This window comes from Klebsiella sp. GB_Kp056 (genome assembly GCF_040064755.1).
Taxonomy (GTDB): domain Bacteria; phylum Pseudomonadota; class Gammaproteobacteria; order Enterobacterales; family Enterobacteriaceae; genus Klebsiella; species Klebsiella quasipneumoniae.
In genome coordinates, this window is record NZ_JBEAJA010000028.1 from 1 (window position 1) to 26,800 (window position 26,800).

Below are 26,800 nucleotides of genomic sequence, written 5' to 3' on the forward strand. Positions count from 1 at the left end.
CGCCTGCTGTCCTTGCCCGGCGGCGCGGCGCTTGCCGGACCTGGGGTGTTGAGTAGCCTTCTGATAGGTAAATGACTTTGTAGGCCGGGTAAGCGAAGCGCCACCCGGCACAGAAGCGGCTCCGCGCCTGCTGTCCTTGCCCGGCGGCGCTTGCCGGGTCTGGGGTGTTGAGTAGCCTTCTGATAGGTAAATGGCGTTGTAGGCCGGGTAAGCGAAGCGCCACCCGGCACACAAGCGGCACCGCGCCTGCTGTCCTTGCCCGGCGGCGCTTGCCGGGCCTGGGGTGTTGAGCAGCCTTCTGATAGGTAAATGGCGTTGTAGGCCGGGTAAGCGTAGCGCCACCCGGCACACAAGCGGCTCCGCGCCTGCTGTCCTTGCCCGGCGGCGCGGCGCTTGCCGGACCTGGGGTGTTGAGTAACCTTCTGATAGGTAGATGACTTTGTAGGCCGGGTAAGCGAAGCGCCACCCGGCAGAAATCCGCGTAAAGCGGTAAAACAGGGGCATTTTTGGGGCACCTGCGGGGTGTCTATTGCGGCGGCGGTTCGAAGCAGAGGCTACGCTCCAGGCATTCGTCGCAGCTCGGCGAGCGGCAGACGATCTCCCCCTGCGACTGCAGGCAGCGCTGGCGATAAAAGAACTTCTTCCAGCGCATATGGTGGACGTTCTGCGCCACCAGCTGCGGAAAGCAGTCGCTCATCAGCCGGCCCAGTTCCGCCCGCGAATCCAGACCCAGATCCTCCCATAGATGATTAAACGCCAGCGCTGCCCCGGCGACGATCGGCGCCATCGGTTCGGCTCCCGGCGCGATCCACTCCGCCAGCCATCGCGCCAGCTGGCGGCGCTCTTCGTCGCGGGTGGCATTCAGCTCCGTCATCAGCCGGCGACGGCTCAGCGCCTCGCTGTCCAGCGGCGTCGCCACCTCGCCCAGCCGCTGCTGCAGGGCCAGCCACGCCTCGACGCTCAGCCCCATGCGCAGCGGAAAGCAGCCTTTTCCGGCGTGATACCGTCGCCACAGGCGGGTCAACCAGTCGACCGGCGCCATCAGGCGACCCCCTGACGCAGGCGCGATGCCGCCAGGCTCTGTCGCCGCCGCTGCCACCAGGCGGGCAGCACCTCGGCGACCGACCGCCACGCGCCGTCCACCTGCGGCTCAATGCCCTGTCGCTCGAGCTGTTGCCATGGCGTATGGCCGATACGCACGCAGAACACCGCTTTCACGTCGGCGAGCAGCGCGAGGAGCGCCGCCAGTCTGGCTTCGTTCTCCTGCGGCTCGCACTCCTCCGCGCCGCGGCAATATTTCGGCGTAAAGCGCTCGCCCACCAGCACCATGCCGGCGGCAGACAGGCTGTAGATCGAGAAGCGGTCGGCATGGCCAAAATGACAATCAATCACCTCGCCGCGGCTGGAGGCCACGGCCACCAGACAGGCATCATCGGCCTCCGACTCTCCCCGGGTGGCGAGGCTGGCATGAAGTTCGGCGCGCTGATGGAGGATGGGCAGCCAGTCGGGGAGGCTGTCCGGGTCCGGCAGCTGGGTAAACTGCTGGCTGCGGTCTTCGCCCAGCATGCCGATGGCGTCGGCGCGGCACTGGTGGCAATGTGTCATCTGCGGCATCGCGGCCCCGCACTGGCTGCGGATCGCGGCGAGCATCCCGGCGTCCGGCTCTGGCTGGCCGTTGAGGCCAAAGACCGTGCCGTGCTCCGGTCTGGCAATCAGCGGCATAATATTGTGAATAAACGCGCCGCTTTCCCGCAAACAACGGCTGACCTCGGCCATGCCGCTGTCGTTGATCCCCGGGATCAGCACCGAGTTTATCTTGACCAGCACCCCGGCGTTGGTCAGCCTGCGGACCCCCTCCAGCTGGCGGGCTATCAGGATCTCCCCGGCTTCCCGCCCGCGGTAGCGTTCGCCGTCGAGCCACAGCCAGGCGTAGATTTGTCCGGCGATGCCGGCATCCAGCGTATTGATGGTCACCGTAACGTGATCCACACCGACCTCCAGCAGGCGATCCACCGCGTCGGGCAGCATCAGCCCGTTGGTCGACAGGCATAATTTCAGGTCCGGAAGCTGATCGCGGACCAGCTCCAGGGTGCGGAAGGTGCGGGTCATATTGGCCAGCGGATCGCCGGGCCCGGCAATGCCGACCACCGACAGCTGCGGGATGGCCTGGGCCACCTGGCGCACTTTCAGCACCGCCTGCTCGGGGGTCAGCAGCGTCGAAGACACCCCGGGGCGGGATTCATTGCTGCAGTCGAATTTACGGTTGCAGTAGTTGCACTGCAGATTGCAGGCCGGAGCGACCGGGAGATGCATCCGGGCGAAACGGTGGTGCCCGCTGCGGGAATAGCAGGGGTGCGCGGCGACCTTATCGGCCACCCGCGGCGCTAACGCGCTGGCGTCCGCCGACTGACAGGCGTTGCCGCCGGAAAAAGAAGAGCAGGAAGTCATGGTCGTACCTTCTTGGTTGGGCGATACCTTCCTGCTGCAAAGGGCATACCAGAGAGGGATTTTTTATCATGCTGAAAAGAAAGGTGTTATTCCGCATCCCTGCGGCAAAATATTGTCGTGTTCCCGCCGCGCAGGCGACAATGTCCTGAATCTGACACCGTGGCTTACAGACGCGGCAGGGTGATATCCATGATCTGGATCCGGTAGGCGACCTGGCGCGGCGTCATCCCCAGCAGCCGCGCTGCCTTGGCCTGCACCCAGCCGGCTTTTTCCAGCGCGGCGATCAGCCGCTGGCGTTCGTCCAGGCTGTTGTCCAGCCAGCTGTCTTCCGCCGGCCCGCTGGCGGGCAGGGCTTTGGCCGGACGTTCCTGGTGGGTGAAGAGGATCACGTCGCGATCGATCAGGCCGCTCTCGGACATCACCGCCGATCGTTCGAGGCAGTTCTCCAGTTCGCGAACATTGCCCGGCCAGCTGTACTCCATCAGCAGACGGATCGCCCCCTCGCTGATCCGCAGCGTGCGCCCCTGATGCTGGCCAATTTTGCGCACCAGAAAGTGCGCCAGCTCGGCGATGTCCTCCTGACGTTCGCGCAGCGGGGGCAGGGCGATGGGCATCACGTTCAGGCGATAGTAAAGATCCTCGCGGAAGTGGCCCAACCGGACCTCCTCCTCCAGGTGGCGGTTGGTGGCGGCGATGATGCGGACATTCACCCGCAGGGTCTCATCGCCGCCGACCCGCTCCATCTCTCCCTCCTGCAGGATGCGCAGCAGCTTAGCCTGGAACGAGGCGCTGCTTTCGCCAATCTCGTCGAGGAACAGGGTGCCGCCATCCGCCAGCTCAAAACGCCCCTTACGCTGGCGCACCGCGCCGGTAAAGGCGCCTTTTTCATGGCCGAACAGTTCGCTTTCCAGCAGGTTGTCCGGCAGCGCCGCGCAGTTAAATTTGACGAAGGCGGCGCCAGCCCGCGGGGAATGGTGGTGGATGGCATTGGCGATCAGCTCTTTCCCGGTGCCGCTTTCGCCGCGTACCAGCACAGTGGTGTCCCAGCGCGAAACCTGGCGGATCACCTCCACGATCTGGCGCATCGCCGGGCTCTTGCCGACCATATTGTCAAGGCCCACCCCGCGCGACGACGAGCAGGCCGGCGGCCGTTCCACCTTCGGCGGCTGGCGGCCCGGCAGGGTGGCGGAGGCCGGGAGGATCATCAGCCGGATGGTCTGGGCGATGAGGTTGGCGACGGTTTCGAGAAAGCGGGTGCAGGCCGGCAGCCGCTCTTCCTGGCGCGCCATCGGCTGGGCCGCCAGCACTCCCATGGGCCGGGCGTTGGGCCCCATTAGCGGCACGGCGATAAACGGCAGATCGTAATCGTAGAGGCTCAGGCGGTCGAGAAAACGCTGATCGTCGGCGACCCGGGGCAGCACCAGCGATTGCCCCTGGGCCAGCACCGTCCCCACCAGCCCCTCGCCGGGACGATAGCGGATCTGCGCGCTGCCGGGGAGAGTCTGCTGCTCGGTTTGCTGCAGCGCTTCGATACTGAGGATCTCCTGCTCGCTGTCGTACAGACAGATCATCCCGTGCTGCATAAAGGCATCGTTGTGCAATACGCTGAGCACCTCCTGCAGCGTTTTGCTGGCCTCGGTGGCGCGGCTCAGCACCACGCTTATCCGCTGCATGGCGGTGAACTGCTGAGAGAGGTCGAAGCGTCTGACGGTGGTGTCCGGGTCGGATTCGGGGATCATGCTTCACCTCCGGTCAGGGTGTTAAACAGCGGGAAACGCAGGGTCAGGCAGGTGCCGCCCTGCGGCCGGGAAGTCAGCTCGATGGCCCCGCGATGGTGCGCCACCAGGGTCTGGATCAGCCGCAGCTCCATGCCTTTGCCCGGCGAATTCAGCGCGTCGGGGGAGTGGGCGTAGCGCACCTGCAGCAGCGGCACGTTGTCGGTCAGGTACAGCGCCAGCCAGCCGTCGTTTTCCTCGGCATAGAGCTGCATCGCCAGCGGGACGGAAGGCAGCTCGGCGGCGAGGGCCAGGGTGCGGTCGAACCACAGGCTTAAGCACGCCAGCAGCTGAGTGCGCTGGCCAAAGCCGATCAGATGCGGCGAGGCCATGTCCAGCTGCAGCCCCTCGGCATCGAAGCGGGTGCGGTAGAGGGCGCACAGGTCGTCGAAAAAGGGCTGCAGCGGCCAGACGGCGGGGTTTTCGAGATCCAGCGACGGACGACAGCGCTGGAGCCGGGCCATCGCTTCTTCCCCTTCGCGCCAGGCGGCCTCCAGCGCCACGTTGCCGCTGCTCTCGCCGTTCAGCCGACGGGCCGCCGCCAGCATGTTAATCGGGCAGTTCAGCTGGATCAGCGCGGCGTCCAGCGACTCGCGGATCGCCGCCAGCAGCTTGCCGGCGGTCATTTGCTGCTTCAGCCGGTCGAGGCGGCCCTGCTCCTGCTGCTGGCGCTGCTGGGTACAGTCGGCGATCACCACCAGGGTTCGCGCCAGGGCGCTGTCGATAAAGTAGCGGCTGGCCTCTTCGCTGACGCCGGGCAGCGGCCAGCAGGTCACCGACAGCCAGCGCGCGGCCCCGCGTATCGCCACCGGCAGGATCTGCTCCACGCCGGGCGTCATCCGGCCTGGGGAGACCTGCAGCTCGGTGAGCAGCTCCCGGCCGCCGCAGTCGGCGCAGAAGGTTTTATAGGCAAGGTTGTCCATTACCACCCGATCCTGCTCGTCCACTACCACCACGGCGGCGGGAATATTATTCAGCACCGCCTCCATCAGGGTCATATGGTTGCGCAGCCGCTGCTCCAGGGTATAGCTGACGCTGATATCCCGCTGCATTGCCAGATAATGCTCCAGTTCCCCTTGCGGACTGAGCACCGGAGTGATGTCAATCTCCACCAGGTACAGGCCGCCGTCCCGCCGCTGGTTAATCAGCTGGCCGCGCCACGGCTGACGCTGGAGCAGGGTATGCCACATCTCCTGATAGATCTCGCGCGGCGTCTGGCTGCTGGCCAGCAGGCGCGGGTTCTGATTTAACAATTGCGCCAGCGAATAGCCGGTCTGGCGGCAAAACGCCGGGTTGGCGTAGATGATCCTGGCGCTGGCGTCGGTGAGGGAAATCGCCACTGAGGCCTGTTCCACCATGGTAAAAAACAGCCCCGGATGTTGTTGAGTCAGCGCGCCGGCGATGGCTTCCGGCGCGGCGTTATCGAGCATCATATTCAGGGTCATCGCAAACTCCTGTGTCGCAGTTATGACAAATTGTCCGACACCCTGCGCGGATCGCGGCGGGCTGAGCCGAACCCGGATAACCATGCAAACGGTGCGCCCTTATCGAAACGACCGAACGAAACATTGATCCGACAGGGGGAAAATCCGCTGGTTTTTACCTTTCGGCTCGCCGGGGGCGCCTTGCGCGGGCGCTGCGGCGACGGGAAGCGATCCTGATGGGGCAGGGATGGGCCGTCACGGTGCAGGGCAACCTGGCACAGCCTTCGCAATACCCATGCGGTAATCCCTATTTCCGACACCATTCCGACAGGAGCGTACTATGGCGAACATTGGCATTTTCTTTGGCACCGATACCGGTAAAACCCGCAAGATCGCGAAACTGATCCACAAGCAGCTGGGGGAGGCCGCCGCTGCCCCGGTCAATATTAACCGCGCCACGCTGGCGGACCTGCTGGCCTACCCGGCCCTGCTGCTGGGCACGCCGACGCTGGGCGACGGCCAGCTGCCTGGCCTTGAGGCCGGGGGCGAGAGCGAGTCGTGGGCCGAGTTTATCCGCAACCTCGGCGACGTCAGCCTGCAGGGAAAAACGGTGGCGCTGTTTGGCCTCGGCGATCAGCGCGGCTATCCCGATAACTTCGCCAGCGGGCTGCGGCCGCTGTACGACGCCCTGCGCGCCCGCGGGGCGACGATGATTGGCAGCTGGCCGAACGAGGGGTATGAGTTCAGCGCCTCATCGGCGCTGGAGGGGGAGCGGTTTGTCGGGCTGGTGCTGGACCAGGATAACCAGTTCGACGAGACCGAAACGCGTCTGGCGACCTGGCTTGAGGAGATCAAACCGCACCTGCTGTAGACGCTGGCGGGTGGCCTGTCGGCTACCCGCACAGCCCCGGCTGGCGCGCTAACATCTCAGCCAGCCACTGGCGCTGGTGGCGGCGCTGGCTCTGTTGAATAAGGTAATCGCGGGCGCTTTCCAGCGCCTGTTCAGGCGTCATCGGCGCGGCGGGGCGGATGGCTTCGCACCATACCAGGTGCCAGCCCAGCTCGCTGGCCACCGGCGCGCTCAGCGCATTTTCCGTCAGCGCAAACAGGGCCTCCTCCAGCTGCGGATAGAGTAACCCCCGCCCGATCCACCCCAGTCGCCCGCCGTCCAGCGCGCTCGGGCAGTGGGAGTATCGCTGGGCCAGCGGCGCAAACGCCTCGCGGGAGGCCGCGATTTGCCCATGAAGCGCGTGGATGCGCGAGTAAACCGCCTGCTCATCGCCATCGACGGTGAGCAGCAGATGGCGGGTCAACCGCTGTTCCGGGCGCATAAACTGCGCCTGATGCCGCAGATACCACGCCTGCACCGCGGTGGGATCCGGCAGCGGCGCCTGGCTGGCAATCCCGGCGAAGGCGGTTTCCAGCCGGGCATGGTGCAGGACGATCGCCGCCCGCTCCGGCGGCGTAAATCCGCCCTCATCCAGCCAGAGGCGCAGCGAAGCGGCGAGGCCTTCCCGTAGCGCGGCGGGGATCGCCTCCGCCGCGACCTCGGCGACCAGCGCCTGCTCCACGCGGGCCTGACGCTGCCAGGCCGCCTCGAAGGCCTCCCGGTCCGCCGCGGCGATGGCCGCCGGTTCGCAGTTCCAGCGGCTCTGCGCCAGCCGCCGCCGGCCAAATCGTTGCCATGGCTGCATTATTCTTCCTCCTCTGCCAGGGCCAGCGCGGTCACCGGAACCTGGAACCAGCGGCCGCCGAAGTCGACGATATAGCCGTCCCCGCGCTCGCCCCGATCGGTGGCCTCAATACGCCCCTGCTGACCGACGTTGACCACCACTTCGCCCTGCAACGTCAGCGCCGTCTGGCAGGTGACGTTATCGCCATACTGCAGATTCCCCGCCAGCCAGGGACGATCGCCGGCAATCAGCTCCTGTTCGCGGCAGCCGACGATCCGGTCGCTCTCCGGGAAGTGGACCTGGTAGATGACCTGGTCCTGCAAGAATACCCCCCAGTCGCGGACATAGCCGATGCTGCCCCGGCGCACCAGCAGGGCGCCGGACGGCAGGCCCGCATAGGTGCCATCGTTACGGATGGCGCGCACGACGCGGACCGCTTCGCTAAAGGTAAATGTGGGTCTCATGGCGTGTTCTCCTCGAACTGCTGCTGATAACTCTCCGCCAGCAGCCGGCGCGCCAGCAGCCAGTGGGCACGCGGGTTCTCCTCCAGCTGGTTGAGCAGGGGCACTTCCGCCCGCAGCTTGCGGTGAAAGGCGGCCAGCACCGGCAGGCTGCAATGGGCCAGACGCTCGGGCTGGTAGGGAACGGCGAAAAACTGAAAGAAGGCGTCGGCGGAGCGCAGGTCGTCTACGCCGGGGATCTGATAAAACCACTCCATGCTTACCCCCTGGCCTGCAGCGTTTCGGCGCCGCAGAGCGCGTGATAGATTGCCGCCAGCTCATCATCCCGCGGGCTGCGTTTGCCGGTTTCCGCAAAGTGGCGGAGCGCCGGCAGCAGCTGGTCAATTTGCGCTGACGTCAGGTGATAGCCCATCCGGTCGAAGACGCCGTTAACCGCCTGGCGACCGGAGTGTTTGCCCAGCACCAGCCGATAGCCGCGGCCCAGCAGGGCGGGGTCGATCGCCTGATAGCTCTCGCTGTCGCGCAGCAGCGCCGCGACGTGCACGCCGGACTCATGGGTAAAAACCAGCTCGCCCACCAGCGGCTGCTGGGGATCGACAGGGCGGCGGGTGGCGAGGGCCACCTGTTCGCACAGCGCCGGCAGGGCGGTGAAACGCACCCCGGTCTCGACGCCCAGGCAGCGCTCCAGCCCAAGCGCCACCGTTTCCAGCGCCGCGTTGCCCGCCCGTTCGCCCAGGCCCAGCACGGTGGTGTTCACGCTGGTGGCCCCGGCGCGTACCGCCGCGAGGGTGTTGGCGGTGGCCAGCCCGAGATCGTTATGGGCGTGCATCTCGAGTTCGCCGGGCCAGACGTTACGCAGGGCGGTGATCTGCGCCGCGGTGGTAAACGGGTCGAGGATACCGACGGTGTCGGCATAGCGCAGACGGGCAGCCCCCGCCTCGCCGGCCTGCCGGGCAATATCCCGTAGCGTCGCGTCGCTGGCCCGCGAGGCGTCCTCACAGCCAATGCAGACCTTCAGGCCAAGGGTATGGGCGAGGTGGATCAGACCCGTCAGCCGCTCCAGCAGCAGCGGTAAGCTCTCGCGCAGTTTGTACTGCCGCAGCTTGTCGGAGGCGGGGATGGAGATATCCACCCAGTCCATGCCCAGCTCGGCGCTCAGGCGAATTTCGCCGGCCTGCATCCGGCACCAGGTCATCAGCGTGGCGCCCGGGAGCTGACGGCGCACCAGCCGGATACGGGCGCACTCCTCCTCGCCCATCGCCGGGGTGCCGACCTCCAGCGCCTCGATCCCCGCCGCGTACAGCGCCTCGGCGATGGCGATTTTTTCGCTGGCCTGGAAGGCCACGCCGGGACTCTGTTCGCCATCGCGCAGGGTGGTGTCATTGATCAGTACGCGTCCCATTGTCGTCTCTCCGTCTTAACCGAAGACCGGCGCGAAGGCGCCATCCTGCAGGAGCGGCTGGCCGTTTCGCCAGTAGGGCGACAGGGCGCGCAGCCGGTCGATAACAGGAGGCAGGGCGGCGATGACGTAGTCGATCTCTTTTTCCCGGGTGTAGCGCGAGAGGGAGAAGCGAACGGTGCCGTGGGCCGCGGTGTAAGGAATATTCATCGCCCGCATGACGTGCGACGGCTCCAGCGAGCCGGAGGTGCAGGCGCTGCCGCTGGAGGCGGCGATCCCGGCCTGATTCATCAGCAGCAGGATCGCCTCGCCTTCAATGCACTCGAAGGCCAGATTAAGCGTGCCGGGCACCCGCGGCTGGCTGCCGCCCATCACCGTTACCGCCGGAATGGCGCTCAGGAGATGATGTTCAAGGCGATCGCGCAGCTGGCTAATCTGCGCCATGCCCGGGAGGTGAACCTGCGCCAGCTCGCTGGCGGCGCCCATGCCGACAATGCCGCTGATATTTTCCGTACCGGCCCGCCGGCCATGCGCCTGGTGGCCGCCGCGCAGCAGCGGGCGAAAACGCGTTCCCCGCCGCAGCCAGAGGCAGCCCACCCCTTTGGGGCCGTGGAATTTATGCGCCGAGCAGGAGAGCATATCGATCCGCGTCTGGCTGAGCGCCATCGGGATTTTGCCCACCACCTGCACGGCGTCGCAGTGAAACAGCGCGCCCTGCTCATGGGCCAGCTCCGCCAGCTCGGGCACCGGGAACATGACGCCGGTTTCGTTATTGGCCCACATGATGCTGACCAGCGCCACGCGTGGGCTAAGCGCCGCCCGAAACTGCGCCATATCCAGAGCGCCCTGCCGATCCACGGCGATACGGTGGATCAGGTATCCCTGGCGCTCCAGCTGTTCGCACACCGCCAGGGTGGCGGGATGTTCGACCGCGCTGGTGATGATCTCGCGCCGCTCCGGCATCAGGGCCACCGCTGAGGCGATGGCGGTGGTCGTGGCCTCGGTGGCGCAGGAGGTAAAAATGATCTCGCTGGGGTAGTCGGCCCCGAGCAGAGCGGCCACCTGCTGGTGCGCCCGTTCAAGGGCGGCCTGCGCTGGCAGACCAAAATCGTGAATCGACGAGGGATTGCCGTAAAAGTCGGTCAAAAAGGGCATCATCGCGTCGAGAACCATCGGGTCGAGACGGGTGGTGGCGTTGTTATCGAGATAAACAGGTTTCATTGTGTCCCCCTGGGGTTAGTTAACCGCGGCCGGGGCCGCCACCACATCCATGTAACTTCCGGTGCGCTCCATCAGCTTTTGCTGCAGCCAGGCGAGGGTCATGTCGGTCATCATGCAGCCGCTGCAGCTGCCGGAGAGGCTGACGGTGACCTGGCGCGGGGTGACGCTCACCAGCGTCATGTCGCCGCCGTCGGCCTGAATGTGCGGGCGCAGCTCGTTGATGGTATCGACCACGCTTTGCCACTGCGCATCGTGGGCCGTCTCCGCCGGCAGGGGGGTGGGCGGCTGTTGGGCGAGGATCGCCGCCAGCGCCAGCTCAATTTTTTCATGGCAGGCGGTACAACCCCCGCCGGCCTTGGTGTAGTTGATCACCTCCTCGAGGGTGGTCAGGCCGTTGTTCACCACGGCCCGGCGAATATGTCCTTCGTCGACGCCGAAGCATTTACAGATCAGCTTGCCCTCCTCATGCTCCTCCTCAAGGCCTTCGCCGCGAAAATGGGCGATAGCCGCACGCAGCGCCTCCTGGCCCATCACCGAGCAGTGCATTTTCTCCGGCGGCAGGCCGTCGAGGTAGTCGGCGATCTGCTGGTTGGTGATCTGCCCGGCTTCGGTCAGGGTGTGGCCGATAATCAGTTCCGTCAGCGCGGAAGAGGAGGCGATGGCGCTGCCGCAGCCGAAGGTCTGGAAGCCGGCCTCCTCGATGATCTCGGTGTGCGGATCAACCCGCAGCATCAGGCGCAGCGCATCGCCGCAGCTTAATGAACCCACATCGCCCACCGCGTTGGCGTTGTCGACCACGCGCGCGTTGCGGGGATGAAAAAAATGGTCTTTCACTTTCTCGGAGTAGTTCCACATGCTGTCAGCTCCAGGGATGATGACGAAAACGCCGGGGCGCGGTGCACCGCAGACTGGCGGTGGTACTGTTCCCCAAGCAATTGCGGTACCAACGCATAAAAACCTTATTTGTTAATGACCTGGCGGGTTAACCGCCCCCGACAGAGCCGACACTGTTGTGGCGTTTTGTGGGCTTTGTCACATAAACGACAGGCTCAGGGCTGCGGGTCGGGCTCCTCCCGCCACGTCTGCTCTTCCAGCAGGCGGTTAAAGCGCTGCGGATCGCGTTGCCGCGCGCTGCGGCGCTGCGCTTTTTCATACCAGGAGAGCTGGATCTCCTGCAGTAAGCCGAGGATGGTGGTCTGATCGGGAACCCGTTCGGCGCGGACGCCCACCTGCAGCAGCTGGCGAAAAACCGCCTCGCCAATCGCCACGCAGAACAGGGTGACGCAATCCTCCAGGGCGTGGATGCGCTCGGCAATTTTCTCGGTCTGATGGCCGCTGACGACCGGGAACTCCACCACCCGCAGCAGGGTGACCCGATCCGCCTTGACGCCGTAGACCACCAGCCGCGGCGTGGCGCCAAAATGCTGATCGACATGGCGGTAATCGGAGCTGGCGAAGGCGACTTTCATCGACCACTCGTCGGCGTGGACCATCTCAAACTGACGGTTAATGGGCGGCATAATCGTCTCCTGAAGCTTGCTGGGGGTCGGCGCCCTGGCGAAGCGGCGATCGGTAGAGGGCGGTGTGGTGATGGCGGTCGCGCAGCAGATTGGCCAGCTCAAACAGCGTGTCGCGCATGCCGGCGTACCCCTGGCGGACCCGGCGAAATTCGCCGAGCCGATCGAAAAGGGGAAAGCCGACGCGGATCAGCGGCAGGGCAAACTGCTCCGCCAGATCGCGGGCGTGAGAGTTAGCCACCAGCAGATCGGCGGGTTGGTGGCTCAGCAGCTGCTGGAGATCCTCCAGATCCCCCGGCACCACCCGCTCGACCGGCAGCTGGCGCAGGCTGGGGTGGCTGGTGGGGGCGAGCAGCGGGCCGGGCTGTATCCCCTGGCTGCGGGCGAAATCACACCAGGCCGCCAGCAGGTCGCCCTCCGCGGCCATCGCCATGCGCTGGCCCTGCAGCCACATATGGCAGTCGATCATCGCATCCTGCAGCTGGCCGCGCTGGCGCTCAATCCAGGCCGGTACGCGGCGCCCGGACAGCTTCGCCAGCTGATGGATAAAGGTATCGCAGTGGTCGAGGGTCATCAGGTGCGGCAGGGCGATCACCTCTCCTCGGCTGCGCTGGCTCAGGAGCGATGCCGCCCGCTGCAGCGACACGCCGATGGCGAAGCTGCCCAGACTCTGGCCCATCTGCGCAATCTGGCGCAGCGAGGCGCCGCCCTGGGTCAGGGGCGTAAAATCCCCCTGACCCAGGTGGCCATCCATCGACAGCGAGAGGTCCGGCAGGACCACCGGCTGCAGGCCAAAGGCCTCCACGCAGCGGCTCAGCCATTCGATATCCCCTGGCGAACAGAGGTGGCTGACCAGCAGGTTGACCCGCCGGGGCCGCTGCCCCGGACGCGGCGTCGGCGCCACCCACTGCTCGATGATGCTCTCGATCACCGCGCTGTAGCCGTTTTCCATGGAGCCAAAAAAATCCGGGGTGTTGACGGTGAGGATCGCCACGCCGTGATGGCGGGGATGCGCCTCGCGAAACTGGCGTACCACCCGGGCGATATCGCTGCCCTGCGCCTCCGCCAGTCCGGTGCTGAGCAGCACAATGGCCTGCGGACTGTGGCGCTGGCAGAGGGTGTCGAGCGCGGTGAAGATATTGCCGTCGGCGCCCATGATCGTGGCGGTCGGATCCATGGCCGTCGACTGCAGGGGCACCGGGTCATGAAAATGCTGAATAAAGAAAACTTTGGCGAAGGCGCTGCAGCCCTGGGCGCCATGGACCAGCGGGATGGCCTGGGCCAGCCCAAGGCTGGCGAGGATCGCCCCGAGCGGTTGCCCGGTTTTAATCGGGCTCACCGACAGCGGTTTTTCGCTACGGATAAGGTCTGCCATGGTGTTCTCCTAGCGCCACGGGGCGCGGGCATGCGTTTGCGGCCAGACGGGGCTGGCGAGGGTCAGACAGAGCTGGCGGGCGAGGGTGATGATGCCCTGGTAGCCAGCGTAGGCGTGCTCCCGCTCCTGATTGATATCGAGGAACGGCAGCCGGGCTTTCCAGGCGGTGTACATATTGCGTCCGCCGGCGATCATCAGATCCGCCTGATAGCGGTACACCACGTCGAGCAGGGTGCGGGCGTTGCCCTCCTCAAGCATCACCGCCTCGTCGCCCATCAGCTCCCGGATCCGCTGTTTGTCCTCCTCGGTGGATTTCCGCGTGCCGGTGGCCACCACGGTCATGCCGAGATCCTGCAGGGCCGAGACCACCGACCAGGATTTCACGCCGCCGGTGTAGAGCAGCACTTTGCGCCCGCGGAGCTGCTCGCGCCACGGCGCTAGCGCCTGCTCCGCTGCTCGCTCCTCGCGGGCGATCAGTGCCTCGGTGCGGCGGCACAGGTCGTCATCCCCCAGCAGCGCCGCCAGCTGGCGCAAGGCGTCGGAGGTGGCGCGGATCCCGTAGAAGCTGCCCTCAAACCACGGCGTGCCGTAGCGTAGCTCCAGCCCCCGGGCGACGTTGATCAGCGCTCGCGAGCACACCAGCATATTGGCCTGCGCCCGGTGCAGGGTCTGGATCTCGGCAAAGCGGCCGTCGCCGGAGAGGCTGCCGAGGACGCGGATCCCCAGCTCGTCGAGCAGCGGCTGGACCTGCCAGAACTCGCCGGCGATATTGAATTCGCCAATCAGGCCGATATCGTGGCGCTGGGCAGGGGCAAAGGGCGTGTTGTCCGGCCATGGGGCGGGTTCGCGCTGGCCAATCACCTGCCTGAGCATTACGTCGCCCGCCATCCGGTTGCCAAGATTTTTGCTGCCGTAGAAGCCGGCGGCGTCAATGGCGATGACCGGGACGCCGGTGGCGGTCTGCGCGGCCTGGCACACCGCCTCAATGTCATCGCCTTCCATCGCCGGTACGCAGGTGTTGTAGATAAAGACCGCCGCCGGGCGATAGCGGTCGACGATGTGACGCACGGCATGGAACAGGCGGCGTTCGCCGCGGCCCATAATCACATCCTGTTCGTTGAGATCGGTGGTAAAGCCGAGCCGGTTGAGGGCCGGGCCGGCGCTGACGCTGCCGCGGTTATCCCATGAACTGCCCGCGCAGCCGATAGGGCCGTGCACCAGGTGCGCGACGTCGGCGATGGGCAGGAGCGTTATCTGCGCGCCGTCGAAGGCGCAGCCGCCGGCGGTGGCGCCGGGCTTAGGGGCGCTGCAGCCGGATTTTTGCTTCTGGTTGTGCTCGCAGGCGGGTTCGTCCAGCAGCGCCAGAATTTCCTTTCCCTTCATAGTGACCTCGTTGACGGTGGGAGACCGGGGAGGTGATGCAATTCGCGCTCCAGGGAGAGGGGGGTTGATTTTTAAGGAAAAAGGGTTGTGGGCTTTGCGACAAAGGCAACAATCAAACAGGGGTAAGGCATGATTTATCGCGCTGATAACTGGATTTACCGCGACAGTATTGCCGCATATTGGCGAATGACGGGAAGCGTCGATAAGGTGGAATATTCCGTTCACCAACCTTCCTCTCTATTTCATCGCGCCCTCTGCGGGTGAACGGCATGGGGGGCGTTTCGCCCGCCCCCCATGACCCCCCGCATGGCGCTGAAAATTGCCGCTGCGCGGTCCGCTCCACTCCGGCTTCATCTGGCGGAACGGGCGGACTCGACATCCTTGTCTCGACCGCCCTCTGGCCGCCGTCCTGGCGGCCAGTCCTGGATGCGCGCCTGCGTTCTCGCCAATTTTCCTGATGCGCCTAACCCCCCGCTGTCACTTTTGTCCCTGTCCTGCGGCGCTTGCCTTGCTGAAAGAAAGGATGTCACCTGCAGGGGCAAAAAAAAGGCCCGCGGGGTCGGCGGGCAACAAGCACAACACAACGATTAAAAAACACGTTCCTCCAGAGGGTTATCCCGGTTGAGGCGCTTCGCCAGCCACGGCGGCAGCCGACCGGCCAGCAGCGTATTGATCGCCTCGCACTGGGCCTGGATCGTCGTGCCCGGCGGCGCTTTCATCGGATGGATCTGATGGCGGATCAGCCGGGCGGCGGCAGGCCCGCCAATCTCCTGACAAAACAGCAAATGGCAATCCTCCAGCAGCCTGGCGCGCATCTCGCTGGCGTCAGACGTCGCCGAAGGGGAGGCATAGCGGCGCAGATCCGCCAGCCAGCCGCCCTGGTCATCGAAGGCATAGATAAAAAACAGCCGGTTCTGGCCAAAATGACCATTGATGACCAGGCCATCCTGTGAACAGAAGGCGACCTGCAGCTGCGGCGTCCGCTGGGGTGACCGGGCGATGCGCAAATGGCCGGGCAGCGCCCCCTGCAGGCAGGCGATGACCCGCGCCCAGCGGGCCGGGGACATCACCGCCGTCGCCGAAGGAAAGCTGGCGGCCAGCTGAGGCTGCGTCAGGGTGGTTAACCGTTCCGGGGTCAAGGTTTCGCCGCACTCCTGCGCCAGCCAGTCGACGACTTGCACCGGCTGCAGCTCCGGCAGCGTCTGGAACAGCGCCAGCAGACGCCAGAAAAGGGTATCGTTATCGGACATTTCCAGCTCCTTATAGCAGCGTGCTGCGGGTGGCGCGCAGGCTTATCGGAAAGACCGGCCGCCCCGGCTGCGGATTGACGTAGTAGCGACGTCCCCCTTCAAGGGCAATCGCGCCGCCCCAGCGGTCCGTCTCGTCATGTTCGACCTGAAGCACCCGGGCCTCCAGATCCTGTTTGGCGATATAGGCATACAGCGCCTCGCCGCGCTCACGGAAAATCACGATGGGCATACTCCCTCCTGGCCCCGCCTGCGGCGGGGCGCCTGATGGTTAACGAACGAGGTCGAAGCTGTAATCGGTTTTGCCCAGCTGGCTGGTGTCGTGGTCCAGTTTTTCCAGCACGGCGTTCACCAGCGTCGTGACGATGTTCATCGCGCCTTCATAGCCCCAGGTGGTCTGGCGGTGCAGATGATGGCGGTCGAACAGCGGAAAGCCGAGACGGATCAGCGGCACTTCGAAGGCTTTGCCCTTCGCCAGGGTATCGCGCTGGATAAACTTGCCGTAGGAGTTACCGATCATAAAGTCCGGCTGACGGGTGAACATCAGCGACCGGAAGTGCCACAGGTCGCAGTTGATGAACACTTCGCTGTCCTGGCCGTAGGGCGAGGCGTCGAGCATTTGCTTCATCGCCTTTTGCCAGCGTTTATTGGCGTTATGGCTGAGGATCACCGTCGGCTCGCAGCCCAGCTCCAGCAGGAAGCGCGTCAGGCCCATCACGAAATCCGGATCGCCGTAGAGGCCGAATTTTTTGCCGTGCAGCCAGGTGTGGGAGTCCAGCATCATGTCCACCAGCCGGCCGCGCTCAAGGGTCAGGGCGTCGGCGATCGGTTTGCCGGTCAGTTGACTGACGGTCATCAGCAGCGCGTCGGTAGCGGCCAGACCCAACGGAACGGCCACCTCAGTGGCGGGCTGATTCCACATCTCCTGAACCACCTTTTTGCTTTTCACCAGCTGCCACGGCTGCAGCAGCAGGGTGTCAATGGCGTCCGGCGCGGTTTTGATCTCCTGCTGGCTGGTGCCGCCGGCGTACATCCGGTAATGGCCGTCGGCGGGGGTGTCGAGTACCTCTGAAGGGTCGGAGAGCAGGCTGCAGGGGACATCCATCTGCGCCATCATCCGCTTCAGCACGCGGAAGTTGCCGAGATAGGTCTCAAATCCGGTCACCAGATTGAGCTTTTGCAGTTTGCCCGGCTGCCCGGCGTAGTCAGCGGTAAAGGTCTTCGCGAACCCTTCGAACATATTGTCCCAGCCGGTGACATGGCTGCCGATAAAGCTGGGGGTATGGGCGTAAGGAATGGCGATACTGTCGTCAACAAATCCCTCTTTTTTGGCGTTGGCGATAAACGCCTGCAGATCGTCGCCGATCACCTCGGCCATGCAGGTGGTGGAGACGGCGATAATCTCGGGTTTATACAACGCGCTGGCATTCTGCAGGCCCAGATTCATGTTGTTGTTGCCGCCGAACACCGCCGCGTCCTCGGTCATCGAGTCGGAGACGCAAGCCACCGGCTCCTTAAAATGGCGGTTAAAGTAGGTGCGGAAATAGGCGACGCAGCCCTGAGAGCCGTGGACGTAGGGCAGGGTACCGGCGAACCCCAGCGCGCAGAGCACCGCCCCGAGCGGCTGGCAGGCTTTGGCCGGGTCGACGGTCAAAGCCTCGCGCTGGAAGTTCAGCGCTTCATACTCGGCGGTGGTGGTCCAGGCAAATACCTCCTGGACGCGCTGCGCGTCGTGCGCCTCTTCAAGGCTCTTTTTGTTCTGGAACAGGGTCTGGTATTCATCCTGTTCAAACAGCGGATAACAGCTGTGAATTTTATCGATCGTTTGGCTCATGGTGTTCTCCTCCCGCGCCACAAATCGGTGGACTGACGGGACAGTGAAGGGGCAATCACGCAGACTTCAGCCACGGGGCAGTCAGTTCGTTCCACGCCGGATTGTTCAGGGTCATATCCATATCGCGAGCAAAGATGGCGAAGCCGTCATAGCCGTGATAGGGGCCGGAATAGTCCCAGGAGTGCATCTGGCGGAACGGCACCCCCATTTTCTGGAAGATATATTTCTCTTTGATCCCGGAGCCGATGAGGTCAGGTTTCAGCGCTTTGACGAAGGCCTCCAGCTCATAGCTGCTGGCATCGTCAAACAGCAGAGTGCCCTCTTTCAGGTCCGGCAGGGTGCGGTCGTAATCATCGTTATGGGCAAACTCGTAGCCGGCGGCGATGATCTCCATCCCGAGATCCTCATAGGCGCCGATGACGTGGCGCGGCCGCAGCCCCCCCATGTACAGCAGCACTTTGCGCCCCTCCAGCCGCGGGCGATATTTGGCGATGATGGCCGCCATCTGCCCCTCATATTTGGCGATCACCGCTTCCGCATTGGCGCGAATGGCGTCATCAAATTGATCGGCGATCTTGCGCAGCGATTCGGCGATTTTGGTCGGGCCGAAGAAGTTATATTCCATCCACGGGATCTGATGTTTCTCCTCCATATGGCGGGCGATATAGTTCATCGAGCGGTAGCAGTGGACGAGGTTTAGCTTAACGAATGGGGTGTTCTCCATCTCCACCAGGGTGCCGTCGCCGGACCACTGCGCCACTACCCGCAGCCCCATCTCTTCCAGCAGAATGCGCGAGGCCCAGGCGTCGCCGCCGATGTTGTAATCGCCAATGATGGCGACATCGTACGGGGTGCTGGCAAACGGCTGCCCTTCACGATTGTTCAGCACCCAGTCGCGTACCACGTCGTTGGCGATATGGTGGCCCAGCGACTGCGAGACGCCGCGAAAGCCTTCGCAGCGCACCGGGATCACCGGTTTATCCAGCGCCTTGCTGCTGGCGTTGGCCACGGCGCTGATGTCATCGCCGATGAGGCCCACCGGGCACTCCGACTGGATAGTGATCCCTTTGGTCAGCGGGAACAGCAGCTCCATCTCTTCAATCAGTTTGCTCAGCTTTTTATCGCCGCCGAAGACAATATCGCGCTCCTGAAAATCAGAGGTGAAGTTCAGGGTGCCGAAGCTGTCGACGCCGCTGACGCCGGTATAGTAGTTGCGCCGTCCGGCGCGCGAGTACTGGCCGCAGCCGATGGGGCCGTGCGAGATATGGGCCATGTCTTTAATCGGCCCAAACACCACCCCTTTCGAGCCGGCGTAGGCGCAGCCGCGCACGGTCATTACCCCGGGCTGCGATTTACGGTTCGAGATAATGCACTTGCCGACGCTCTCCATCTGCGGATCGCTGATCATCATGTGCTTTCTGCGCTCTTTGCGCGCGGTTTCGGGAAACACCTCCAGGACTTCCTGGATGAGCGCAAGGTTACGTTCGCCTGTTGCGTTGGTCATGGTGAGGATCCTGTGCTCAGGCCGCGTTTTCTTCAGCGGCGGTTTTACCAATGATGCTGGTGTCTTCTTCTTCCATGATGCCGAACTCCATCAGCAGCGACTCCAGCTCGTCCATGGTGCAGGGGGTCGGCACCACTTTTTTGGTGTTATTGACGATCTTCTGCGCCAGCTGACGATATTCGTTGGCCTGCTGACAGGTCGGGTCGTACTCGATCACCGTCATTCGGCGGATCTCTGCGCGCTGCACAATGTTGTCGCGGGGAACAAAGTGGATCATCTGGGTGCCGAGCTTTTCCGCCAGGGCGATGATCAGCTCGTCTTCGCGGTCGGTTTTGCGCGAGTTACAGATCAGGCCGCCGAGGCGTACCTTGCCGGATTTGGCGTACTTCACGATCCCCTTGGAGATATTGTTGGCGGCATACATCGCCATCATCTCCCCGGAGCAGACGATGTAGATCTCCTGGGCTTTGTTTTCGCGGATCGGCATGGCGAAGCCGCCGCAGACCACGTCGCCGAGGACGTCATAGAAGACGAAATCCAGATCTTCTTCATAGGCGCCTTCTTCTTCGAGGAAGTTGATGGCGGTGATCACCCCGCGTCCGGCGCAGCCGACGCCTGGCTCCGGGCCGCCGGATTCGGCGCAACGTACATCGCCATAGCCGATTTGCAGCACGTCTTCGAGCTCCAGATCCTCGACCGAGCCCACTTCCGCCGCCATCTCCATAATGGTGTTCTGGGCTTTCGCGTGGAGGATCAGACGGGTGGAGTCCGCCTTCGGATCGCAGCCGACGATCATTACTTTCTTACCCATCTCGGCGAGGGCCGCGACGAGATTCTGGGTGGTGGTGGATTTACCGATACCGCCTTTACCGTAGATAGCGCATTGACGCATGGTCATGGTGACTTCTCCTGTTGTTGAGTGTTTGCCAGCAGAGAAGTGCAGGGAACATACCAGCTGTGATTTTTTATTCAGTCTTTTGATAAATAAGTGTTTTCTGTAAACCGGCCGCGCAGGGGGCCTGCGCAAACGGCACAATAACGCCACCAAATGTGCGAAACAGAACAATTTCCCGCCACCGGCCCGGCGCGGCGCTTTGTCGCCTGTTCAACAGCTTGTCGCGCCCTGTGTCTTATTCCCCGCAATTCCGCCGGACGGACCTGCGCCTCTCTTCCCTTAACCTGTTGAATTAATAAGCGACAGGCGGCAATCCGCGAGCTGGCACAGGCTGTGCTTGAAGAGGAAACAGGGTTTGCCGCGGGCTGTCGCGGTAAAGAGAACGCTCACCTTCGAGGATTGAACGATGTCCGGAAACATGAAAACAATGGATGGCAACGCGGCGGCGGCCTGGATCTCCTACGCCTTTACCGACGTGGCGGCCATCTATCCCATTACCCCCTCCACGCCGATGGCGGAGAATGTCGATGAATGGGCCGCTAAGGGGAAAAAGAACCTCTTTGGTCGGCCGGTGCGCCTGATGGAGATGCAGTCTGAAGCCGGCGCCGCCGGGGCGGTGCACGGCGCGCTGCAGGCGGGGGCGCTCACCACCACCTACACCGCGTCGCAGGGGCTGCTGCTGATGATCCCCAATTTGTACAAAATTGCCGGGGAGCTGCTGCCGGGCGTCTTTCACGTTAGCGCCCGGGCGCTGGCGACCAATTCGCTGAATATTTTTGGCGACCATCAGGATGTGATGGCGGTGCGCCAGACCGGCTGCGCCATGCTGGTGGAGAATAACGTTCAGCAGGTGATGGACCTGTCGGCGGTGGCGCATCTGGCGGCGATCGCCGGGCGGATACCCTTTATCAACTTCTTCGACGGCTTTCGCACTTCGCACGAAATACAGAAGATCGAGGTGCTGGAGTATGAGCAACTGGCGGCGCTGCTGGACCGCCCGGCGCTGGAGCGCTTTCGTCGTCAGGCGCTGCATCCGGATCACCCGGTGATCCGCGGCACCGCGCAAAACCCGGATATCTACTTCCAGGAGCGGGAGGCCGGTAACCGCTTCTACCTCGCGCTGCCCGATCTGGTGGAAAGCTATATGGCGAAGATCACCGCGCTCACCGGGCGGGAATATCACCTGTTTAATTACCACGGCGCGCCGGACGCCGAGCGGATGATTATCGCCATGGGCTCAGTGTGCGACACCGTCCAGGAGGTGGTGGATGCGCTGAATGCGGCGGGGGAGAAGGTGGGGCTGCTCAGCGTTCATCTCTATCGCCCGTTCTCGCTGGCGCACTTTTTCGCGCAACTGCCCGCCAGCGTGCAGCGCATTGCCGTCCTTGACCGCACCAAAGAGCCGGGGGCGCAGGCGGAACCGCTGTGCCTCGACGTCAAAAACGCTTTCTATCAACGCGACGATGCGCCGCTGATTGTCGGCGGCCGCTACGCCCTCGGCGGTAAGGATGTACTGCCCAACGATATCGCCGCGGTGTTTGACAATCTTCGGCAGCCACTGCCGAAGGACGGGTTTACCCTGGGCATTGTCGATGACGTCACCTTTACCTCGCTGCCCGCCCGGCAGGTGCCGCTGGCGGTCTCCCACGCCGGGATCACCGCCTGCAAATTCTGGGGCATGGGCTCGGATGGCACCGTCGGGGCGAACAAAAGCGCCATTAAGATCATCGGCGATAACACGCCGCTCTATGCTCAGGCCTACTTTTCCTACGACTCGAAAAAGTCCGGGGGGATCACCGTCTCGCACCTGCGCTTTGGCGACCGGCCAATCACCTCGCCCTACCTGATCCACCGGGCCGATTTTATCGCCTGCTCTCAGCAATCCTATGTCGACCGCTACGACCTGCTGGAGGGGCTGAAGCCGGGAGGCACCTTTTTGCTCAACTGCAGCTGGTCCGAGGCGGAGCTGGAGCAGCACCTGCCGGTCAGCGTCCGGCGCTATCTGGCGCAGGAAAAGATCGACTTTTATACCCTCAACGCGGTGGACATCGCCCGCGAGCTGGGCCTCGGCGGGCGCTTTAACATGCTGATGCAGGCGGCGTTCTTTAAGCTGACGGCGATTATCGATCCGCAAACTGCGGCGGACTATCTCAAGCAGGCGGTGGAGAAAAGCTATGGCAGCAAAGGGGCGAGCGTCATTGAGATGAACCAGCGGGCGATCGAGCTGGGGATGGCGGCGCTGCGTCGGGTGACGGTTCCCGCCCACTGGGCGACCCTCGAGGCGCCGGCGCCCCAGGCGACAACCCTGATGCCGGACTTCATCCGCGATATTCTGCAGCCCATGAACCGCCAGCGCGGCGACCTGCTGCCGGTGAGCGCCTTCGCCGGGATGGAAGACGGCACCTTTCCCTCCGGCACCGCCGCCTGGGAGAAGCGCGGCATTGCCCTGGAGGTGCCGGTCTGGCAGCCCGACGGCTGCACCCAGTGTAACCAGTGCGCCTTCGTCTGCCCGCATGCGGCGATCCGCCCGGCGTTGCTGAACGCGGAAGAACAGGATACGGCGCCCGCCGGGCTGCTGAGCAAACCGGCCCAGGGGGCCAAAGACTACCACTATCATCTGGCTATCTCGCCGCTTGACTGCTCCGGCTGCGGCAACTGCGTGGAGAGCTGCCCGTCGCGCGGCAAGGCGCTGCAGATGGCCTCCCTCGACAGCCAGCGCGCGATGGCCCCGGTCTGGGACTACGCGCTGGGGCTGGCGCCAAAAGATAACCCGTTTCGCAAAACGACGGTCAAAGGTAGCCAGTTCGAAACGCCGCTGCTGGAGTTTTCCGGCGCCTGCGCGGGCTGTGGCGAAACGCCCTATGCCCGGCTGATCACCCAGCTGTTTGGCGACCGGATGCTGATCGCCAACGCCACCGGCTGCTCTTCGATCTGGGGCGCCAGCGCGCCTTCGATGCCCTATACCACCAACCACCGCGGCCACGGGCCGGCCTGGGCAAACTCGCTGTTTGAGGACAACGCCGAGTTCGGGCTGGGCATGATGCTCGGCGGCCAGGCGATCCGCCAACAGATCGCCGGGGAGATGACCCGCGCCCTGGCGCTGCCGGTCAGCGACGCGCTTCACGCCGCGATGCGGCAATGGCTGGCGCAGCAGGACGAGGGGGAGGGGACCCGCGAGCGTGCGGACCGCCTCAGTGCGTTGCTGGCGGCGGAAAAAGAGGGGGTTCCGCTGCTGGAGCAGCTCTGGCAGAACCGTGACTATTTCGTCCGGCGTTCGCAGTGGATCTTCGGCGGCGACGGCTGGGCCTACGATATTGGCTTCGGCGGTCTCGATCATGTGCTGGCCAGCGGGGAAGACGTCAATATTCTGGTGTTCGATACCGAGGTCTACTCCAACACCGGCGGCCAGTCGTCCAAATCGACCCCGGTGGCGGCGATCGCCAAGTTTGCCGCCCAGGGGAAACGCACGCGGAAAAAAGATCTCGGCATGATGGCGATGAGCTACGGCAATGTTTACGTTGCGCAGATCGCCATGGGCGCTGATAAAGATCAGACCCTGCGGGCCATCGCCGAGGCTGAAGCCTGGCCGGGACCGTCGCTGGTGATCGCCTACGCCGCCTGTATCAACCACGGCCTGAAAGCCGGGATGCGCTGCAGTCAGCGCGAGGCGAAGCGGGCGGTGGAGGCGGGATACTGGCACCTGTGGCGCTACCATCCACAGCGCGAAGCCGAGGGCAAAACGCCGTTTATACTGGACTCTGAAGAGCCGGAAGAGAGTTTCCGCGACTTTCTGCTTGGCGAGGTGCGCTATGCCGCGCTGCACAAAACCACCCCGGATCTGGCGGACGCGCTGTTCCGGCAAACGGAGGAGGATGCCCGGGCCCGTTTCAGGCAGTACCAGCGGCTGGCGGGGGAGTAGCAGGCAGCAGGTTAGCGATTCACGACTGCTGCATCACGTTCAGCAGCGTATCCAGCAGGCCGGGAAAACGGGCGTCCAGATCTTCCCGGCGCAGCGAAATCATATTCTCCCGTCCCTGAGGCCGCTGCCAGATCACACCGCTGTCGCGCAGGACGCGCCAGTGGTGGGTCATGGTGGACTTGGCCACCTCTTCCTGACGCAGAGCGTTACAGCTCTGCTCGCTGCCGTCGGCCAGCGTGCGGATGATCTCCAGTCGCAGCGGGTTGCCGAGCGCGGAAAGGACATTTTCCAGGCGAATTTGTTCTCGTTCAGGGTGATTGGCGATCATAATAATCCTGTGTCGGCGGTGGCGCGGCGCATGGCGGTCGCAGTCCGTATCGGCGGCTGGCGGCTACTATACCCAAACTCCTGTTCTCATGCCACGCGCGCCGCCGCAACCTGACCAATCATAATAATAGTAAAAACAGTTCGAATATACTCGTACAATTGTACTATCATAAGCGGCAGTAAAATGAACTGCGGATCATTCCGACCGCAGACTGACAGTCAAAACGACTAAGGACGCATCATGCCCCGACCCATCCCCCTCGAACGTTATCGCAACATCGGTATCTCCGCGCATATCGATGCCGGTAAAACCACCACCACCGAGCGCATCCTGTTTTACACCGGGATGAGCCATAAGCTGGGTGAAGTACACGATGGCGCGGCAACCACCGACTGGATGGCCCAGGAGCAAGAGCGCGGGATCACCATTACCTCGGCGGCGGTGAGCTGCTTCTGGCCGGGTATGGACCGCAGCTTCGAGCCGCACCGGATCAATATCATCGACACCCCGGGGCACGTGGATTTCACCATTGAGGTGGAACGTTCCATGCGCGTGCTCGACGGCGCGGTGATGGTGTATGACTCCGTCGGCGGGGTGCAGCCCCAGTCGGAGACCGTCTGGCGCCAGGCGAATAAATACCATGTCCCGCGGCTGGCCTTCGTCAACAAGATGGACCGCCCCGGCGCGGACTTCTTCCGCGTGGTGCAGATGATGATCGACCGCCTGAAGGCCAACCCGGTGCCGATTGTCATCCCCATTGGCGCTGAAGAGCATTTCACCGGCGTCGTCGACCTGGTGAAAATGCGCGCCATCCTGTGGGATGACGCCACCCAGGGCATGACCTTCAGCTACGGACCGGTCCCTGACGATCTGCTGGCGACTGCCCGCGAGTGGCGGGAGAAAATGGTCTCGGCGGCGGCGGAGGCCAGCGACGCGCTGATGGATAAATACCTCGAAACCGGCGAGCTGGACGAGGCGGAGATTGTCGCCGGTCTGCGCCAGCGCACGGTGAAGGGTGAAATCCAGGCGGTGCTCTGCGGTAGCGCCTTTAAAAACAAAGGAGTGCAGCGCATGCTCGACGCGGTGGTGGAGCTGATGCCGTCGCCGCTGGATATTCCGGCGATACAGGGCGTGGATGAGAAAGGCCAGCCGGCGGAACGCCATCCGAGCGACGATGAGCCGCTGTCGGCGCTGGCGTTCAAACTGATGACCGACCCCTACGTCGGCCAGTTGACCTTTATCCGCGTCTACTCCGGGACGCTGAAGAAAGGCGATGCGGTATGGAACCCGGTGAAGGGCAAGAAAGAGCGCATCGGGCGTATCGTCCTGATGCAGGCCAACGATCGCCACGAAGTGGACGAACTGCACGCCGGGGATATCGCGGCCTGCGTTGGGCTGAAGGATGTCACTACCGGCGATACGTTATGCGACCCGGATGCGGTGATTACCCTTGAGCGGATGGAGTTTCCGGAGCCGGTGATTTCGCTGGCGATTGAGCCGAAGACCAAAGCGGACCAGGAGAAAATGGGCATCGCGCTGCAGCGGCTGGCGGCGGAAGATCCGTCGTTCCGTCTGCATACCGATGAAGAGTCCGGCCAGACGATTATCTCCGGCATGGGCGAGCTGCATCTGGAGATCATTGTCGACCGGATGAAGCGCGAGTTTAACGTCGAGGCCAACATTGGTCGTCCGCAGGTCACCTACCGCGAAACCCTGCGCAAGAAAGTGACGGACGTGGAGGGCAAATTTGTGCGCCAGTCCGGCGGTAAAGGACAGTACGGGCACGTCGTGCTGACCCTTGAGCCGCTGGAGCCGGGCAGCGGTTTCGTCTTCGAGGACGCCACCAAAGGCGGGGTAGTGCCGCGCGAGTACATCCCTTCCGTGGAGAAAGGGCTGCGCGAAGCGATGGGCACCGGCGTGCTGGCGGGCTATCCGGTGGTTGACGTGAAAGCGACCCTGACCTTCGGATCGTACCACGATGTGGACTCCTCGGAGATGGCGTTCCGTATGGCGGCGATCTTCGGCTTCCGGGAAGGGGCGCGCAAAGCGGACCCGGTGATCCTTGAGCCGGTGATGCACGTGGAGGTGGAAACGCCGGAAGAGTACGCCGGGAATATCATGGGCGATCTCTCTTCCCGTCGCGGGATGGTGCAGGGGATGGAAGAGCGCTTCGGCAGCCAGATCATCCGCGCCGATGTGCCGCTGGCGGAGATGTTTGGTTATTCCACCACGCTGCGCTCGATGTCTCAGGGACGAGCAACCTACAGCATGGAGTTCCACCACTACGCGGAAGCGCCGCGCAACGTAGCGGATGAAATCATCGCCAGCCGCGCGAAAAGTTAAGCCAGTTATCCCGGGTAGCGGCTTCGCCTTACCCGGGCTACTCTGGTACCAGCG

The 26,800-nt window shown here is 63.8% G+C and carries 22 protein-coding genes; 3 read left to right on the forward strand and 19 right to left on the reverse strand.

The genetic code is table 11. The features are described from left to right. Positions 1–526: 526 nt before the first annotated feature. The 4 genes from ABLV52_RS01800 to nifL form a co-directional block, all read right to left on the reverse strand. Positions 527–1,042, reverse strand: a complete 516-nt coding sequence (locus ABLV52_RS01800) for a nitrogen fixation protein NifQ (RefSeq protein WP_023290352.1) — start codon at positions 1,040–1,042, stop codon at positions 527–529. Further along, on the reverse strand, positions 1,042–2,448 hold the full coding sequence (gene nifB, locus ABLV52_RS01805) for a nitrogenase cofactor biosynthesis protein NifB (protein ID WP_048297859.1): 1,407 nt from the start codon (positions 2,446–2,448) through the stop codon (positions 1,042–1,044). The genes ABLV52_RS01800 and nifB overlap by 1 nt, the downstream gene beginning before the upstream one ends. Before the next feature lie 164 nt (positions 2,449–2,612). Next, positions 2,613–4,187 (reverse strand): nif-specific transcriptional activator NifA, encoded by a 1,575-nt coding sequence (gene nifA, locus ABLV52_RS01810; protein WP_004203574.1) that lies wholly within the window; start codon positions 4,185–4,187, stop codon positions 2,613–2,615. Continuing rightward, on the reverse strand, positions 4,184–5,668 hold the full coding sequence (gene nifL / locus ABLV52_RS01815) for a nitrogen fixation negative regulator NifL (protein WP_023290350.1): 1,485 nt from the start codon (positions 5,666–5,668) through the stop codon (positions 4,184–4,186). The genes nifA and nifL overlap by 4 nt, the downstream gene beginning before the upstream one ends. Positions 5,669–5,987: 319 nt before the next feature. Here nifL and ABLV52_RS01820 point away from each other — a divergent pair, with 319 nt between their 5' ends. Continuing rightward, positions 5,988–6,518, forward strand: a complete 531-nt coding sequence (locus tag ABLV52_RS01820) for a flavodoxin (RefSeq protein ID WP_023290349.1) — start codon at positions 5,988–5,990, stop codon at positions 6,516–6,518. 22 nt (positions 6,519–6,540) lie between these two features. Here the strand turns inward: ABLV52_RS01820 and nifM are convergent, their stop codons facing one another. The 14 genes from nifM to nifH form a co-directional block, all read right to left on the reverse strand. Next, positions 6,541–7,341: a nitrogen fixation protein NifM gene (nifM, locus tag ABLV52_RS01825; protein ID WP_348889936.1), complete on the reverse strand. Its 801-nt coding sequence runs from the start codon at positions 7,339–7,341 to the stop codon at positions 6,541–6,543. Then, positions 7,341–7,784: a nitrogen fixation protein NifZ gene (locus ABLV52_RS01830; RefSeq protein WP_023290347.1), complete on the reverse strand. Its 444-nt coding sequence runs from the start codon at positions 7,782–7,784 to the stop codon at positions 7,341–7,343. The genes nifM and ABLV52_RS01830 overlap by 1 nt, the downstream gene beginning before the upstream one ends. Then, positions 7,781–8,038 carry a nitrogenase-stabilizing/protective protein NifW gene (locus ABLV52_RS01835; RefSeq protein ID WP_023290346.1) on the reverse strand — a complete coding sequence of 86 codons (258 nt, stop codon included), beginning with the start codon at positions 8,036–8,038 and terminating at the stop codon, positions 7,781–7,783. The genes ABLV52_RS01830 and ABLV52_RS01835 overlap by 4 nt, the downstream gene beginning before the upstream one ends. Before the next feature lie 2 nt (positions 8,039–8,040). After that, positions 8,041–9,183, reverse strand: a complete 1,143-nt coding sequence (gene nifV, locus ABLV52_RS01840) for a homocitrate synthase (protein ID WP_068814759.1) — start codon at positions 9,181–9,183, stop codon at positions 8,041–8,043. A gap of 15 nt (positions 9,184–9,198) precedes the next feature. Continuing rightward, a complete protein-coding gene (nifS, locus tag ABLV52_RS01845) occupies positions 9,199–10,401 on the reverse strand; it encodes a cysteine desulfurase NifS (RefSeq protein WP_044524059.1) in 1,203 nt (400 codons plus the stop codon). 15 nt (positions 10,402–10,416) lie between these two features. Continuing rightward, positions 10,417–11,256 carry a Fe-S cluster assembly protein NifU gene (gene nifU / locus ABLV52_RS01850; protein WP_348889937.1) on the reverse strand — a complete coding sequence of 280 codons (840 nt, stop codon included), beginning with the start codon at positions 11,254–11,256 and terminating at the stop codon, positions 10,417–10,419. A 194-nt stretch (positions 11,257–11,450) separates the two neighbouring features. Further along, positions 11,451–11,921 carry a NifB/NifX family molybdenum-iron cluster-binding protein gene (locus ABLV52_RS01855; protein WP_023290342.1) on the reverse strand — a complete coding sequence of 157 codons (471 nt, stop codon included), beginning with the start codon at positions 11,919–11,921 and terminating at the stop codon, positions 11,451–11,453. Next, entirely contained in the window at positions 11,908–13,293 is a 1,386-nt protein-coding gene (gene nifN, locus ABLV52_RS01860) for a nitrogenase iron-molybdenum cofactor biosynthesis protein NifN (protein ID WP_348889938.1), read from the reverse strand. The genes ABLV52_RS01855 and nifN overlap by 14 nt, the downstream gene beginning before the upstream one ends. A gap of 9 nt (positions 13,294–13,302) precedes the next feature. Beyond that, positions 13,303–14,676 carry a nitrogenase iron-molybdenum cofactor biosynthesis protein NifE gene (gene nifE, locus ABLV52_RS01865; protein ID WP_032454924.1) on the reverse strand — a complete coding sequence of 458 codons (1,374 nt, stop codon included), beginning with the start codon at positions 14,674–14,676 and terminating at the stop codon, positions 13,303–13,305. A 587-nt stretch (positions 14,677–15,263) separates the two neighbouring features. Continuing rightward, the gene (locus tag ABLV52_RS01870) at positions 15,264–15,926 is read right to left on the reverse strand and encodes a NifB/NifX family molybdenum-iron cluster-binding protein (RefSeq protein WP_104466524.1); all 663 of its coding nucleotides are present in this window, start codon (positions 15,924–15,926) and stop codon (positions 15,264–15,266) included. Positions 15,927–15,936: 10 nt separating this feature from the next. Next, entirely contained in the window at positions 15,937–16,155 is a 219-nt protein-coding gene (gene nifT, locus ABLV52_RS01875) for a putative nitrogen fixation protein NifT (protein WP_004203557.1), read from the reverse strand. A 39-nt stretch (positions 16,156–16,194) separates the two neighbouring features. Next, entirely contained in the window at positions 16,195–17,757 is a 1,563-nt protein-coding gene (gene nifK, locus ABLV52_RS01880; protein WP_348889939.1) for a nitrogenase molybdenum-iron protein subunit beta, read from the reverse strand. A gap of 55 nt (positions 17,758–17,812) precedes the next feature. Further along, complete coding sequence (gene nifD / locus ABLV52_RS01885) at positions 17,813–19,261, reverse strand: nitrogenase molybdenum-iron protein alpha chain (protein ID WP_023290337.1); 1,449 nt, start codon at positions 19,259–19,261, stop codon at positions 17,813–17,815. 16 nt (positions 19,262–19,277) lie between these two features. Next, positions 19,278–20,159: a nitrogenase iron protein gene (gene nifH, locus ABLV52_RS01890; RefSeq protein WP_004203553.1), complete on the reverse strand. Its 882-nt coding sequence runs from the start codon at positions 20,157–20,159 to the stop codon at positions 19,278–19,280. 403 nt (positions 20,160–20,562) lie between these two features. On the opposite strand from nifH, the gene nifJ reads away from it, so the two are divergent. Then, positions 20,563–24,075: a pyruvate:ferredoxin (flavodoxin) oxidoreductase gene (gene nifJ / locus ABLV52_RS01895; protein ID WP_348889940.1), complete on the forward strand. Its 3,513-nt coding sequence runs from the start codon at positions 20,563–20,565 to the stop codon at positions 24,073–24,075. Positions 24,076–24,094: 19 nt separating this feature from the next. On the opposite strand, the gene ABLV52_RS01900 is transcribed toward nifJ, so the two are convergent. Further along, positions 24,095–24,403 (reverse strand): helix-turn-helix domain-containing protein, encoded by a 309-nt coding sequence (locus ABLV52_RS01900; RefSeq protein ID WP_023290335.1) that lies wholly within the window; start codon positions 24,401–24,403, stop codon positions 24,095–24,097. Between the two features lie 240 nt (positions 24,404–24,643). Here ABLV52_RS01900 and fusA point away from each other — a divergent pair, with 240 nt between their 5' ends. Next, complete coding sequence (gene fusA, locus ABLV52_RS01905) at positions 24,644–26,746, forward strand: elongation factor G (protein WP_032453436.1); 2,103 nt, start codon at positions 24,644–24,646, stop codon at positions 26,744–26,746. Positions 26,747–26,800: the final 54 nt, after the last annotated feature.